General features: G+C 68.1%; 14 protein-coding genes. 6 read left to right on the top strand and 8 right to left on the bottom strand.

Features of this window, described 5'->3' with window-relative positions:
- Positions 1–109: 109 nt before the first annotated feature.
- Together grpE and hrcA are read right to left on the bottom strand one after the other, a co-directional pair.
- On the bottom strand, positions 110–694 hold the full coding sequence (gene grpE, locus D105_RS0102035; RefSeq protein WP_018865768.1) for a nucleotide exchange factor GrpE: 585 nt from the start codon (positions 692–694) through the stop codon (positions 110–112).
- Between the two features lie 121 nt (positions 695–815).
- The gene (gene hrcA / locus D105_RS0102030; RefSeq protein WP_018876094.1) at positions 816–1,874 is read right to left on the bottom strand and encodes a heat-inducible transcriptional repressor HrcA; all 1,059 of its coding nucleotides are present in this window, start codon (positions 1,872–1,874) and stop codon (positions 816–818) included.
- A 400-nt stretch (positions 1,875–2,274) separates the two neighbouring features.
- Between hrcA and D105_RS0102025 the strand changes: the two genes are divergently transcribed.
- A complete protein-coding gene (locus D105_RS0102025) occupies positions 2,275–3,153 on the top strand; it encodes an NAD(+) kinase (RefSeq protein ID WP_018865770.1) in 879 nt (292 codons plus the stop codon).
- Between the two features lie 7 nt (positions 3,154–3,160).
- Entirely contained in the window at positions 3,161–4,822 is a 1,662-nt protein-coding gene (gene recN / locus D105_RS0102020) for a DNA repair protein RecN (RefSeq protein ID WP_018877326.1), read from the top strand.
- A 103-nt stretch (positions 4,823–4,925) separates the two neighbouring features.
- On the opposite strand, the gene D105_RS0102015 is transcribed toward recN, so the two are convergent.
- From D105_RS0102015 to D105_RS0102005, 3 genes are read right to left on the bottom strand one after another with little or no spacing between them, the layout of a single operon-like run.
- Positions 4,926–5,408, bottom strand: coding sequence for a gamma-glutamylcyclotransferase (locus D105_RS0102015; protein WP_018877325.1), 483 nt, complete (start codon positions 5,406–5,408; stop codon positions 4,926–4,928).
- A gap of 8 nt (positions 5,409–5,416) precedes the next feature.
- Positions 5,417–5,929: a YcgN family cysteine cluster protein gene (locus tag D105_RS0102010; protein WP_018877324.1), complete on the bottom strand. Its 513-nt coding sequence runs from the start codon at positions 5,927–5,929 to the stop codon at positions 5,417–5,419.
- Positions 5,922–6,623, bottom strand: a complete 702-nt coding sequence (locus tag D105_RS0102005; RefSeq protein ID WP_018877323.1) for a hypothetical protein — start codon at positions 6,621–6,623, stop codon at positions 5,922–5,924. Before D105_RS0102005 ends, D105_RS0102010 begins: the two co-directional genes overlap by 8 nt.
- A gap of 100 nt (positions 6,624–6,723) precedes the next feature.
- On the opposite strand from D105_RS0102005, the gene D105_RS0102000 reads away from it, so the two are divergent.
- The 3 genes from D105_RS0102000 (at position 6,724) to D105_RS0101990 (ending at position 8,651) form a co-directional block, all read left to right on the top strand.
- The gene (locus tag D105_RS0102000) at positions 6,724–7,857 is read left to right on the top strand and encodes a hypothetical protein (protein ID WP_018877322.1); all 1,134 of its coding nucleotides are present in this window, start codon (positions 6,724–6,726) and stop codon (positions 7,855–7,857) included.
- 90 nt (positions 7,858–7,947) lie between these two features.
- On the top strand, positions 7,948–8,163 hold the full coding sequence (locus tag D105_RS0101995; RefSeq protein ID WP_018865776.1) for a hypothetical protein: 216 nt from the start codon (positions 7,948–7,950) through the stop codon (positions 8,161–8,163).
- 53 nt (positions 8,164–8,216) lie between these two features.
- Positions 8,217–8,651 (top strand): hypothetical protein, encoded by a 435-nt coding sequence (locus tag D105_RS0101990; RefSeq protein WP_018876090.1) that lies wholly within the window; start codon positions 8,217–8,219, stop codon positions 8,649–8,651.
- A 249-nt stretch (positions 8,652–8,900) separates the two neighbouring features.
- On the opposite strand, the gene D105_RS0101985 is transcribed toward D105_RS0101990, so the two are convergent.
- Positions 8,901–9,578, bottom strand: coding sequence for a tetratricopeptide repeat protein (locus tag D105_RS0101985; RefSeq protein WP_018865778.1), 678 nt, complete (start codon positions 9,576–9,578; stop codon positions 8,901–8,903).
- Between the two features lie 206 nt (positions 9,579–9,784).
- On the opposite strand from D105_RS0101985, the gene D105_RS0101980 reads away from it, so the two are divergent.
- Complete coding sequence (locus D105_RS0101980; RefSeq protein ID WP_018877321.1) at positions 9,785–10,039, top strand: hypothetical protein; 255 nt, start codon at positions 9,785–9,787, stop codon at positions 10,037–10,039.
- A gap of 96 nt (positions 10,040–10,135) precedes the next feature.
- On the opposite strand, the gene D105_RS0101975 is transcribed toward D105_RS0101980, so the two are convergent.
- A complete protein-coding gene (locus D105_RS0101975; RefSeq protein ID WP_018865780.1) occupies positions 10,136–10,324 on the bottom strand; it encodes a hypothetical protein in 189 nt (62 codons plus the stop codon).
- 229 nt (positions 10,325–10,553) lie between these two features.
- The gene (locus D105_RS0101970) at positions 10,554–12,692 is read right to left on the bottom strand and encodes a TonB-dependent receptor domain-containing protein (protein ID WP_018877320.1); all 2,139 of its coding nucleotides are present in this window, start codon (positions 12,690–12,692) and stop codon (positions 10,554–10,556) included.
- Positions 12,693–12,851 lie beyond the last annotated feature (159 nt).

The raw sequence follows: 12,851 nt of genomic DNA, 5'->3' as shown, positions 1-12,851 counted from the left end.
GCGCTGCAGAGCGTCGTTCTCTGCCAACTTGTACGGGAATCTGGGGGCCCGGGCCGGGTTTTCAAGGGGCGATATCCGAGCCGCCCCCTGATCCGCCCGGGTAGCCGGGTCAGGCGCTTTCGTCGATGTTCGGCGAGGTCGGTGCCTTGGAGACCACCACCATGGCCGGGCGCAGTACGCGATCCTGCAGCATGTAGCCCTTCTGCATGGTCGCCACCACGGTGTTCGGCGGGTGCTCCGGGTCTTCCTGCATGGACATCGCCTGATGGCGCTCCGGGTCGAAGCGCTGGCCGGTCGGGTCCTCGGCCTGGATGCCGAACTTGTCGAAGACCTTGGTCAGGTTCTTCAGGGTCAGCTCGGCCCCCTCGATGATGCGCTCGACATCCTGGGTCTCGCGGGCCGCCTTCAGCCCCATCTCCAGCGAGTCGCCGACCTCCAGCATCTCGGAGGCGAACTTTTCCATCGCGTACTTGTGCGCGTTCTCCAGCTCGCGCTCGAAGCGCCGGCGCTGGTTCTCCAGTTCCGCCTGCGCGCGCAGGGCCTGGTCACGCCGTTCCTCGGCCAGGGCCTCGAGCTCCTGCAGCCGTGCCTCGGTATCGCCCTCGCCGGGGTGGTCGCCATCGGCCTCGGGGGCCGCCTCGTTCCCGGTCTCGAGCTCTTCCGGTTGTTCCTGGGGTTCCCGCTGTTCCGACATGCTGGCCTCGCGAATCAATGAAAAGTGAAACCGCCCGCCGGGTCGCCAGCCGGCAGGCGGGGGTATTCGGGTTGACTACGGAGACTGTGGGGGCATCCGTTCGGGTTTCAAGGGCGACCCGCTACTTCGGGTCGCCCGGCGGCTGATCGCCCAGGGCCGAGCCGAGCAGACGCGCGGTCACGTCCACGATCGGGATTACCCGGTCGTAGGACATGCGCGTGGGTCCGATGACCCCCAGCACGCCGACCACCTCGCCATCCACACTGTAGGGCGCAGTCACCACCGAGCAGTTCTCGAACCAGTCCAGTCCGGACTCGCGGCCGATGAAGATCTGCACGCGGTCGCTGCGAATGCACTGGTCGAGAATCCCGAGGATCTCCTGCTTTTCGTTGAAGGCCTCGAGCAGCTGGCGCAGGCGCTCCATGTCCGCCAGCTCCTCGTAGCCGAGCAGGTGGGTCTGGCCGGCCACCACCACGTCATCCGGGTCCTCGTCACCGACCGCCTTCTCGCCCAGATCGATCGCGGCCAGCATCATTGCGTCCAGGTCGTCGCGCACGTCGCGCATCTCGCGCAGCAGCTCGGCCCGCACGGCGTGCAGGCTCTTGCCCGCCAGATGGGCGTTCAGGTAGTTCGCCATGCGCTGCAGCTCGTCCTGGCCGAAGTCGCGCTCCAGCTCCAGCACGCGGTTCTGCACTTCCTTGCCGTCGATGACCAGGATCGCGAGGATGCGTCCCTCGCCCAGGCGCAGAAACTCGATCTGGCTCAGCGCGACGTTGCGATGCCGCGGCAGGCGCACCATCCCGGCCATGCGCGTAACCCGCGACAGCAAGTTGCTGGTGGTGTCCATCAGATCCTGGGTACTGGCATTCGGGTCGAAGCCGGACTGGATCGCGCGCACCTCCTCCGGCGAGGGGTTGCGCACCTCCAGCAGGCTGTCCACGAACAGCCGGTAGCCGGCCGGCGTCGGGATGCGCCCGGCCGAGGTGTGCGGCGAATGGATCAGGCCCATGTCCTCGAGATCCGCCATCACATTGCGCACGGTGGCCGCGCTCACGCTGAGCCCGGAGGTGCGGGCCAGGGTACGCGAGCCGACGGGCTGGCCGTCCCGGATGTAGCTCTCGATCAGGGTCCGCAACAGGGTACGGGCCCTGGCGTCCAGATTGATGAAAGCGTTTTCCATGGGTCGTCAGCGCTCCACTCGGTCGAGTGCCAGAAGGTACCAGTCTTGGATGGTGCCGGGATCGGGTCAAGGGAAACACTGATGAATGTATGCGTTCGCGCTCGAGTCGCTTTTGCGTGCGAACAAGGCGCGGCGACCGCCGTGCAGTCATTCTGCACAAGGGAGCCGCAACGCCGTGCGCGCTCAAAAGCGGCCGAGCCCCTTCAGGGTTGGCGCCTCATGTTCCCCGATCCTGCGTTGCGGCCCGAATCAGTCAACAACGGGCCGGTAGAACCACTACCGGCTGCGCACCGCGCCTGATCTCGGAAAACATGAGGCACCAACGCGAACGCATACATTCATCAGTGTTTCCCTGGAAACCCCGGGTGCAGTCGCGGTCCCTTTTCCGGATAATGCCGGCATGATGCCAGACTTCAACAAGGTCGGGCTGGTCGGCAAGACCAGCGATTCGCGCACCGCCCCGCTGGTCGCCACGCTGGTCGGTCTGCTCCAGGAGCGCGGCCGCCAGGTCTTCATGGAACAGGAGATCGACGGCTTCGAGCGTCCGGAGCGGGTCGGGCTCCTGCCGCTGGAGGAGCTGGCCAGCGCGGTCGATCTGCTGATCGTCATCGGCGGCGACGGAACCCTGCTGGCCACCGCCCGCAAGGTCGCCGATGCCGACACGCCGCTGCTGGGGATCAACCTGGGTCGCCTGGGATTTCTCGTGGATGTCTCCCCGGACACCGCCCCGGAGGAACTGGGCGAGGTCCTGGACGGGGCCTTCGAGCGCGAGCCGCGGGCGATGCTGGAGGCCGAGCTGATCCGCGACGGGGTCACCATCCACCACGGGATCGCGCTGAACGACGTCGTGGTCCATGTACTGAGCGTGGTGCGCATCATCGAGTTCGACACCGCGATCGACGGCATGGACGTCGGCCGGCTGCGCGCCGATGGCCTGGTGGTAGCCACGCCCACGGGTTCTACCGCCTACGCCCTGTCCGCCGGCGGGCCGATCCTGACCCCGCAGCTGGACGCGATGGTCATGGTCCCGGTCTGCCCGCACAGCCTGAACCACCGCCCGCTGGTGGTCAGCGGCCGCTCCACGGTGGAGATCCGCCTTTCCAGTGGCAGCCGTTCCCCGGCCCAGGTCGCGCTGGACGGACAGGAGAACGTGGACTTCGCCCCGGGCGACCTGCTGCGCATCCACCGTCGCGAACAGGCCCTGACCCTGATCCATCCCCGCGAACACCACTTCCTGCGCGTGCTGCGAACCAAGCTGCGCTGGGGCGAGCAGCCCTGATCCCGCCATGCTGCGACTGATCAACATCCGCGACTTCGCGATCATCGACCAGCTGGAACTGGAGCTGGACACGGGCCTGAGCGCCCTGACCGGCGAGACCGGGGCCGGCAAGTCCATCCTGATCGACGTAATCGGCCAACTGCTGGGCGACCGCGCCGACGCCGGCATGGTGCGGGAGGGGGCCGAGCAGGCCGACCTGTCCGCGGAGTTTGCCCTGCCCGGGCAGGGCCCGGCCGGCACATGGCTGGCCGAGCAGGATCTTGCGGACCCCGACGACGACGCGGTGCTGCTGCGCCGGGTCCTGACCCGCCAGGGCAAGAGCCGCGCCTGGATCAACGGCCGCCCGGTCGCGGTCGGCCAGCTGCGCACGCTGGGCGAGTGGTTGGTGGACATCCATGGACAGCACGCCCATCAGCAGCTATTGCAGCGCGACACCCAGCGCCTCTGGCTGGACGGCTTCCTCGAAGGCGACCGGGTCTCCCGCGTGCGCGAGGCCCACAAGGCCTGGCGCGAGGCCGCCCGGGCGCTGGAGCAGGCCCGCGAGAGCCAGGCCGACACCTCCGACCGCCTCGACCTGCTGCGTTTCCAGACCACCGAGCTGGCTGAACTGGCCCCGGTACAGGACGAATACCCGCAACTGCTGGTCGAGCAGAACCAGCTCGCCCACGGCACCGAGGTGCTGAGCGCGCTGCAGACCGCCAGCCAGCAGATCGAGGACGACGCCGGCGTCGATGCCCAGATCGGCCATGTGCTGCACGCACTGCAGGACGCCGCGCAGCACGACGAGCGGGTCAACCCGGCTGTGGAGCTGCTGGAGTCTGCACGCATCCAGATCGACGAGGCCGGCGACACCCTCCGCCGGCTGGCCGACGGCATCGAACTGGACCCGGAACGCCTGGCCGAGCTGGACCAGCGCGTCGGCGAGTACCTGCGCCTGGCGCGCAAGCACCGGGTCGATCCCGAGGCCCTCCCGGGCCTGCACGACGAACTGCAGACCGAGCGGGACGCCCTGGAGAACGGCGACCAGACCCTAGAGGCCCTGGAGGCGCGCGAACAGGAGACCCGTACCGCCTTCGACTCGGCTGCCAAGGCGCTGAGCAAGGCCCGCCAGCAGACCGCCAAGCGCATCGGCCAGGCGGTCACCGACACCATGCAGGAGCTGGGCATGGCCGGCGGCCACTTCGAGATCGCGATCGAGCCCGCCGACAAACCGCAGGCGCACGGCGTGGATCACATCGAGTTCCGCGTCGCCGCGAACCCCGGCTCCGCCCCGCAGCCGATGGCGAAGGTTGCCTCCGGCGGCGAGCTCTCGCGTATCGGGCTCGCGCTACAGGTGCTGGCCAGCCAGCAGCAGACCGTACCCACGCTGATCTTCGACGAGGTCGACAGCGGCATCAGCGGCGCGGTCGCCGAGGTCGTCGGGCGCAAGCTGCGCACCCTGGGCGAGCGCCATCAGGTCCTGTGCGTGACCCATCTGGCCCAGGTCGCCGCCCAGGCCCACCAGCAGCTGGAGGTGCAGAAATCGCACGGCAAGGACGGCACCCGCACTGCCATCCAGCCGCTGGACGACGAGCGCCGCGTCGAGGCCCTGGCCCGCCTGATCGGCGGCACCCAGCTCACCGAGACCACCCGCACCCACGCCCGCGAACTCCTGTCCTCCGCCGGTTAGCCCCGCGCGAAGACAAAAAGGAGACAGGTAGAGCTCGGGATGCGATGAGCGCAGCGGATCGTGGAGCGGGCGCTACAGGATCACCACCGCTGAACCATGCAGTTCAGGGCCGTGCCGGCCAGACGCCACCCGCCAGATGGCGCGCACCGGGTGGCAGACGCGGCATCCAGTAGACCCAGAGGGCCGTGGGACCATCCTCGGTCCAGGCGGGCACCAGGGCCCGGCGATACTCCCCGCGGCCGTCCGGGCGCACACCCTCCAGGGCGTCGACGCGCGGCAGGGCCCGCGGCGGGTCGGGCAGGCGAATCCACTCGCCGTGCACAAGCTCCTGCGCCGCATCCGGGGCTGATGGCGCGAGCCCCCGGAAGCGGCGCTGACGCCCCGCGTCACGGGCCGGGTCCTGCCCGGCTTTCAGGAGAATGCTGCTGGCGGGGATCTGCACGGCGGGGTAGCCCACGGGTAGGTCGAAAAGCGACCCGGCAATGGTCGCGGCGCGAATCCGGAGGGCGCCGGAGCAGAACGCCCGGTGGTTGGCGAAGCCCCGCTTCAGCGTCCCGTACACGAACAGGTCGACGAATCCCGCCATACCGATGGCTACTCCTGCGGGAAACGCACCACCGGGCGCCACAGACGCGCGGACTCCGGCACCTCACCGGGCCAGTCGACCACGTAGTCGATCAGGGGGAGGTCGGGGGCATCACACTCGCGGATGACCCGGCCGGCCACCGAGACGCGGGCGCGCTTGACCGTCTCCGGATCGCCCGTCAGCAGAGGGTGCCAGGTCGGCAGCGGGTGGCCCTCGAAACGCAGGCGATAGGCACAGGTGGGCGGCAACCAGTGATAGTGGGGCAGGTCCTTTCGGGTCAGCTGGATGCAGTCCGGCACGAAGTCCCGGCGGTTGGCGTAGTCCGAGCAGAAACCGGTCTCGCAATCGAGCAGGTCGCAGGCCAGCCAGGTAAAGGCCAGCTCGCCCGAGTCCTCGTCTTCCAGCTTGTGCAGGCAGCAGCGCCCGCAGCCGTCGCACAGGGCCTCCCACTCTTCGTGGCTCAGGGTCTCGAGCGGGCGCTCCCAGAACGGGCGGTCATCCGGCAGGGCGGATTCACTCATGATCCCCGTAGTCCTCGCCCAGGCGGCGGCGCCCTTCGTCGCGCAGGCGTTCCACGGTCTGTCCCCAGCGCTCCTGGGTCACGTAGTGCATCAGCACACGCCCGCGGCGCGGGACCAGGATGGCCAGCCCGTCCGCGGGGTAGAGCCAGTAGCTGTGATCGGAGTCCATGCGCAGGCGCTCGCGCGGCTCGCCAAAACGCTGGGTAATCAGGTCCTCGGTCCAGTGGGCGCGCGGGATGTAGCTCATCTCGACGATCGGCACGTTGCCCAGCGACGTCAGGGCGTCGTCGCTCAGTCCGTAGCGCCGGGCCCCGCTGGGCATGGGCCGCTCGGACGTCGTCTCGGCCTCGATCCGGTCCAGCGCCGCCTCATCCAGATCCGGGCGCAGGATCAGGTTGGCCTCGAACGGGGGGATGCGCGCGTTCACGTAGTAGGCCTCCACCGAACGCGAACCGTCGGCATCCACGAACAGGCGGATGTCCGGCACCGGCAGGCGGCCCATCAGGTCGGCCATGGTGGTCTCGCCCAGCACGATGCCCAGCACCCGCGTGCGCTGGCGATCCCCCACCTCGATCTGCCACGGAAGGTCGGAGAACTGCTGACTGCGCATGCCACCCGGGTTGGAGTAGACCCACATGGCCAGCGCCAGGATGACCCCCATCGCCACCAGCCCGATGATCCAGCGTACATGCATCGCGCAATTCCCCTTGAAGACACAAAGCCCGGCCGTGGCGGGCGCGCCATGCCGCCTCGTATAATGCGACGCTCGCCCGACCACCGGATACCAGCCCGCCATGTTCGCACGTTTGTCTGCCTGGATCACCGCCCGCTCCGTCCCCGGCGACAGCGGCGGGCGCATCCTGATCCTCGCCCCGCGGGCCACCCTCGAGACCGCCGCCGACTGGCTCACGGAGCTGGCCGACGCCATCGGGCCGATCACGCTGGGGGTCACCGACTGCGGCCATGACCGCGAGGCGGCCGGCTTGATGGATGCCACCCCGGCGCTGGCGATGCGCCCGGACCTGGCGGCCCCGCGTCTGGCGCGGCTGCGGCCGCGCGCCGTCGTGGTCATCGGCCCCCTGCGGGCCGGCGAGCACGACCTGGGCCCCGCGCTGGCCTCGCTCCACGCACCGCGCATCTGGGTGAATGCCGAGGGCGACACCGGGGGTGTCGAGTGGGATGCCGTGTTCGCGGCGCGCGAAGACGCCCCGGCCCCCGGGATCGCCGAAGTGATCGGCGACCCGCTCGCCGGGGCGGTGGAACTGCCGGCCCCGCCGTCCGACTCCAGCGGATTCTGCGAACGCTTTCGCGAATACCACGAAAAGGGCCATCCGATCCTGCTGGCACCCAATACCGGCCCGGGCGAGGAGGCCTTCGCGTTTGCCGTGCTGTTCGCGGTTCTGCGCAAGAGCGCGGCCATCCTGCTGCTGGCTCCCGCGGACCCGGCCCGTCACGAGCCGGTCTATCGCGACGCCATCAAGTACTCGCTGCCGATCATCCGCCACAACCGCTTTATGACCTCCTTCGTGCCGCGCAAGAACCGGGTCTACTACATCGAGGATCCGGAGACGCTGCACGCCGCCTACACCTGCGCCCAGGTGACCCTGCCGGGCGGCACCCTGGCCGCCAGCGAGACCCCGCCCGACCTGGGCCTGCCGCTGGCCTGTGGCAGCGCGGTCATCTGCGGCCCGGCGGAGCATGAACGCCACCCGGATGCCGCCACGCGACTGCGTATCGCCGCCGAGCACACCGGCCTCGTCGCCCGCGGCGAGGACCCCGAGCAGGTGGCCGACGAGGTGCTCGCGCGCCTCGCGGAGGGGATCGACCCGGCGGCACGGCGCGCACGCCTCGCTGAATGGCAGTCCCGCCAGTCCGGCGCACGCGCCGCGGTGCACGCCCGCCTGCAGGCCCTGCTCGCCCCCGCCTGACCCGGCGCGGAGCCGCCGGGCGGTGAAATGCAACTAATTGATCTATAATCGGGTCAACGAGTTACAGGTTTACCGGACAGGTTCACGCACATGATCGACGCCAGCCACTCCCTCGCGGGCATCCAGAAGGGCATGACCAGCATGCGCCAGCAGGCCCACACGGTGGCCACCGAGAACGCGGGCAGTCGCGAGAGTATGGGTGCCCAGGTGGGCATGATCGCCAGCCAGAATCAGGTCGAGGCCTCGGTGAAGACCCTGCAGGCCGAGGACCGGATGATCGGCTCGTTGCTGGACGTACGCGCCTGAATCCGGGCAACGCCTGAGAACACGCCTTACCAGGAGGCTCGCCGAGTTACGCGATGGAAGTCCCGGTCACCAACCCGTCTGCTGCGGTACCGGTCGGCACACGCCCGACCGGCAGCGACCGGCTGGGCCTGGGGCAGCTCTCCACCCCGGCCGATTTCGATCGCCCGCTGAACGACCCCGAGGCCGGCGAGGCCCGCCGCCCGATCGAGGATCGCGCGGAACAGGACGAGAACCGCCGCGGCGATGCCGAACAGGACCAGGGCCTGGCCTTCCCCCCGCGCTCGGAACAGGAGATGGCCTCGCGGGCCCGGGTCGCGGCCCAGATCGAGGCCTTCCGCAGTGGCAATGACGCCGAAGGGGCCGCGGCGCCGGACGGTGGCGTGCTGGGCGGCGTCGGTGTCGAGGCCCTGCGCCGCCGCGTGGAACTCGCGGTCAGTCTGGCCGGGCCGGCCGAGGAGCCACGCCGCGAACTGAACGTGGTGGTCTAGCCCTCCGCGGAGCGCACGAAGAAGGTCCACAGCGCTTCACTGGAAGGCCCGGAAGATCGGAAGAAGCGCGTTGGGGTCATGACGCAGTGCCCTCAGGCCCTGCGTGACACGCCACCCCCACGCTCTCGTCATCCCGAACACCAACAGCACCGATCAGCCGTCATCGCGAGGTGCGCAGCACCGTGGCGATCGGCTCGCGAGATCCCGGCGCTTCCTTCAGGTTGCACCCCTGACAGGCGGCCGTACCGGCTACTGCAGGCGCGGCGCTGCCTTGGCCTGTGCCTGGTTCTGCAGCCACTCCTGGGCGCGTTCGCCCGCGTGCAGGCGCTCGTCGGGGCTCAGCTCGCGCGCCACGCGCTCGCGGTAACGCGCCGCGCTCGCGATCCCCATCTCCGCCGCGATCGCATACCACTTGAACGCCGACACATCGGAGCGTTCCACGCCCTCGCCCATCGCGAACAGCCGCGCGAGATTGGCGGCACCGCGCCCCTCGCCGGCCTCGGCCGCCAGCAGATACCACTGGGCCGCCTGTTCCGCATCCTGCGGCAGGCCCCGGCCCTCGTCGAACTTGAGCCCCAGGTTGAACATCGCCTGGGCATTCCCGCGCTCCGCGGCAATATGGAACCAGCGGGCCGCCTCGTTGGGGTTCGCCTCCAGGCCGTCCCCCTGCTCGAACAGGACGGCCAGGTTGAAGGCGGCATCCGGGAACCCGGCCTCGGCCGAACGCTGATACCACTGCGCGGCCTCGAGGGGATCCCGCGGCAGGTGCTGCCCCTCATCCAGCAGGACCCCCAGGTTGAAGGCGCACTGCGGGTCCCCGGCCTCGGCCCCCTGCCGCCAGAGGGTCATCGCGACGGCGTGTTCGCCGCGGGCCCAGGCATTGCGAGCCTGCTCCAGGAGAGATTCTTGCGAAGAGGATTGCGCCATCACTGCCGTCCGGAATTGCCTTTGTCTCACTCTAGCGACCCCGCGAAGGGCCGTCGACAAACCGCACGAGGATGCGTGACAGAAACCACGCCCCGGGCGAAACGCAAAGCTGTGATGAATTTCCCGAAACACCGGAGGGGGCTCAAGGGTCAAGAGGTGTGAACGCAGTTGCGCGTTTACATCCACCTCAATGGACAGGAGTTTCCATGAAGCATTCCACCAAGATTCTGGCCGCCGCGGCCATCGCACCCTTTGTACTTCTGATGGGCTGCTCCGACGGCGACATGGGCATGGACGAGTTCGAGGAACAACAGATGCAGGAACAGCCCGAGGGGGGTGAAGGCGGCATGCAGAGCGCCCCGCCACCCGAAGGGAGCATGCAGGAGCCGCCGCAAGAGGGCGAGATGCAGCAACCCCCGTCCGATGGCGGCATGGAACCGGAGGGTGACGGCAACTTCTGACCCCCGGACGCCCTGCAGGGGCGTCCAATCCGGATGAAGCAAAAAAGCCCCGGCACGCCGCGCGTGCCGGGGCTTCTTGTTTCGGCTCAGCCGGGATCAGTCGCTGAAGGTATCCTCCATCTCGTCCCCGGCATCCTCCATCGCGTCGCCAGCATCGTCCATGGCGTCATCGATGTTCTCACCGGCCTCTTCCGCCGGGCCCTGATTGTCACACCCCGCGAGGGTCGCGCTGCCCAGCGCCATCATCAGGGCAAGCATCAGAATCGTCAGTCGTGATTTCCACATGGTGTTCTCCTTTACCGTTGCAGTCCGTTCCGGATCATTCCCTACGCACGAGCGGGTCACCCGCCGCCGGGGCACTCGGCATTAAGGCCCGGCTGAACTCCGTTGGTTCGATTCGTTCGGGCCCTGGGCCTGCAAACTGTGATGCACACCCACGGAAACCGATCCATAAAAAAGGCCGCGGACAAGGCCGCGGCCAATCGGAGGCACATGCAAACCCCGTTCGGGGGTCTCAGAAGCGGTGCTTCAGGCCCACCGAGAAGGTGCGCGGCTCATTGGGCCGGGCCCCGTCCGGATACCGCGAGATGATGCTCTGCTCGTCCAGCACATTGGTGGCGCGCACGAACAAGTCGGTATCCTTGCCCAGCGGATATCGGCTTACCAGGTCCAGCGTGGTCAGCGACTCGGTGCGATTGAAGCCGCCCGACGCACGATTACAGCCGTCACTGCTGCAGGTCTCGTCGATGTACTTCAGGATGGCGTAGTTGTTCCAGCCACTGCCATGCTCGAGCCCCGCGCGCAGACTGAACTGGTGACGCGGGATCGCCTGCAGGCGGTCTCCCTTCTGCACACCGGAAACCGCGTTGTCCGCGCTGTATTCGGCGCTGGTGTAGGTATAGCTAGCCTCCAGCGGCGCCCGGAAACGGCCGAGATCCATGCTCGTGGACGTACGCAATTCCAGACCGGAAATCACCGCCTCTCCGGTAGTGAACGTCCCGGAGGTGGATCCGTCCGAGCAGGGCGTGGCGATCGAGCAGTTCTGCACGAAGTCGGAGAAATCGCTGTAGAAGCCGATGGCCTCGACGAAGGCGTTATCACCCTGATAACGGGCACCCAGTTCCCAGTTGGTGCTGGTTTCCGGATCCTGTTCCTCGGTCGCACCGCCGCCCAGGGGGGCAAATCCCCGGTGTACGCCGGCAAGGACCTGCCAGCGATCCGTCACGTCATAGGTCAGCGAGGCCCCGGGCAACCAGATGCTGCTCGAATTGGAACGCCGGGAGTCCACAACCGTGCGCTGCGCGTCGCCGTATTGAGTACGCGAGGTCTCGACGTCCTCGTAGCGCAGCAGGAGGTTGGCGGTCAGCCGATCGTTCACGTACCACTCGTCGGCCACCCAGAAACTCCAGGCCTTGGCATCCTCGAACCGGTTGTTGCTGCCCGTCGGCTGGATCGTATCCTGGTAGACCAGCGAGCCGTTCACCTGGTCATAGATATCATCCGGCTGGAACCGATCCATCTCGTCCAGATGATAGCGGGCACCCGCGCGCAGCCAGTGGTCCCCGAAGTCCATGCTCAGTTCGGTCTGGACACCCTCGGAGACATATTCGCGGTTGTTGTTGCGATACGTCAGGTCCGCAACATCCTCCTCGCCCCGGAGGATCCGCTGCGCGCTGGCATCCCCCTGGTTGGCGTCGTCGATAAACGCACTGCCGCCGCCCAGCTTGAACCAGTTACGCGCGAATTCGTTGCGGTACAGGGTGGTGGTCATGCGTACGCGATCCGACCAGTCGATGTCATGCGTCAGACTCAGCCCGAGGTGATCGTTGTTCATCTGGTCAATCTCGGAGAGGCCGTAACGCCGGTTGGGGTCGCGCGCGAAATCCTCATCGGTCAGACCGAGGTAGGTCTCGTTCGAGGTCTCCTCCGAATACTGGACCTTGGTCTCGATGCTCTGGCGCTCACCCTCCCAGCGCAGCTTGCCGACATAGTCCTGGATGTCGTACCCGGTATCCCGGTTGCTGCGATCGATATCCTTGAAACCGGCCCCGTCCCGCTGGACCGTCTCGATCATGTAGCTCCAGTCGCCGGAACGATCGCCGAACATCGCATGCACGTCGGTCCCGCCGCGATCGTTGACCACCGCCTCGATGGAGCCTTCACGTTCGCGGGGGATCGGCGTGGACACCAGGTTGATCACCCCCCCGGTCGTCTGGGGGCCATGGCGCAGCAACGGCGCCCCCTTCAGCACCTCGATCTCGTGGATCCGCTTGGCGGTCGGGAAATAGTAGGCCGCCGGGTTGGAGTACGGGGCCGGGGCGATCAGCACGTTGTCCTCCATCAGGGTCACCTTGCTGCTGCGCCCCGGCGGCGCCGCCCGGATACCGATATTCGGCCGCAGGCCCGCGCCATCCTCTTCCCGGACATAGACACCGGGCACCGTCTTGAGCGCCTGATGGATATCGGTGGTCCCTTCGGTTTCCAGTTGGTCACGCCCGACAACGGCCGCCGAACCGGGCAGCCGCTGTGTCGCGGTCACATCCCCGAGAATCTGGACCGGCGCAAGCCGGGCCTCGGGTTCGGGGACTGTCCCTGGGTCGGCTTCCTGGGCATGGAGCGCGGGAATACCCGCGACCCCGGCGATCGCGAGCACGATTGCCCGCCGCTTCCAGGCGTCGGGGATAGGCGAGCCCGTTGCTCGCGGTTCGGTTCGGTGGGCCGGCTGGTGGTTTCGAGCCATGGTTGTCTCCCTTGAGTCGCCAGTATCAACACCGCCCGGACGTCGAGACGCCCCGGAGCGGTGACGGATTGG

This window comes from Thioalkalivibrio sp. ALE28 (assembly GCF_000377425.1).
Taxonomy (GTDB): domain Bacteria; phylum Pseudomonadota; class Gammaproteobacteria; order Ectothiorhodospirales; family Ectothiorhodospiraceae; genus Thioalkalivibrio.
This window is presented reverse-complemented; position numbering and strand designations above follow the sequence as displayed.

Bases quoted from the DNA above. Each gene is read 5' to 3' on its own strand.
- grpE (WP_018865768.1), bottom strand. From the start codon at position 694: ATGTCGGAACAGCGGGAACCCCAGGAACAACCGGAAGAGCTCGAGACC.
- hrcA (WP_018876094.1), bottom strand. From the start codon at position 1,874: ATGGAAAACGCTTTCATCAATCTGGACGCCAGGGCCCGTACCCTGTTG.
- D105_RS0102025 (WP_018865770.1), top strand. From the start codon at position 2,275: ATGATGCCAGACTTCAACAAGGTCGGGCTGGTCGGCAAGACCAGCGAT.
- recN (WP_018877326.1), top strand. From the start codon at position 3,161: ATGCTGCGACTGATCAACATCCGCGACTTCGCGATCATCGACCAGCTG.
- D105_RS0102015 (WP_018877325.1), bottom strand. From the start codon at position 5,408: ATGGCGGGATTCGTCGACCTGTTCGTGTACGGGACGCTGAAGCGGGGC.
- D105_RS0102010 (WP_018877324.1), bottom strand. From the start codon at position 5,929: ATGAGTGAATCCGCCCTGCCGGATGACCGCCCGTTCTGGGAGCGCCCG.
- D105_RS0102005 (WP_018877323.1), bottom strand. From the start codon at position 6,623: ATGCATGTACGCTGGATCATCGGGCTGGTGGCGATGGGGGTCATCCTG.
- D105_RS0102000 (WP_018877322.1), top strand. From the start codon at position 6,724: ATGTTCGCACGTTTGTCTGCCTGGATCACCGCCCGCTCCGTCCCCGGC.
- D105_RS0101995 (WP_018865776.1), top strand. From the start codon at position 7,948: ATGATCGACGCCAGCCACTCCCTCGCGGGCATCCAGAAGGGCATGACC.
- D105_RS0101990 (WP_018876090.1), top strand. From the start codon at position 8,217: ATGGAAGTCCCGGTCACCAACCCGTCTGCTGCGGTACCGGTCGGCACA.
- D105_RS0101985 (WP_018865778.1), bottom strand. From the start codon at position 9,578: ATGGCGCAATCCTCTTCGCAAGAATCTCTCCTGGAGCAGGCTCGCAAT.
- D105_RS0101980 (WP_018877321.1), top strand. From the start codon at position 9,785: ATGAAGCATTCCACCAAGATTCTGGCCGCCGCGGCCATCGCACCCTTT.
- D105_RS0101975 (WP_018865780.1), bottom strand. From the start codon at position 10,324: ATGTGGAAATCACGACTGACGATTCTGATGCTTGCCCTGATGATGGCG.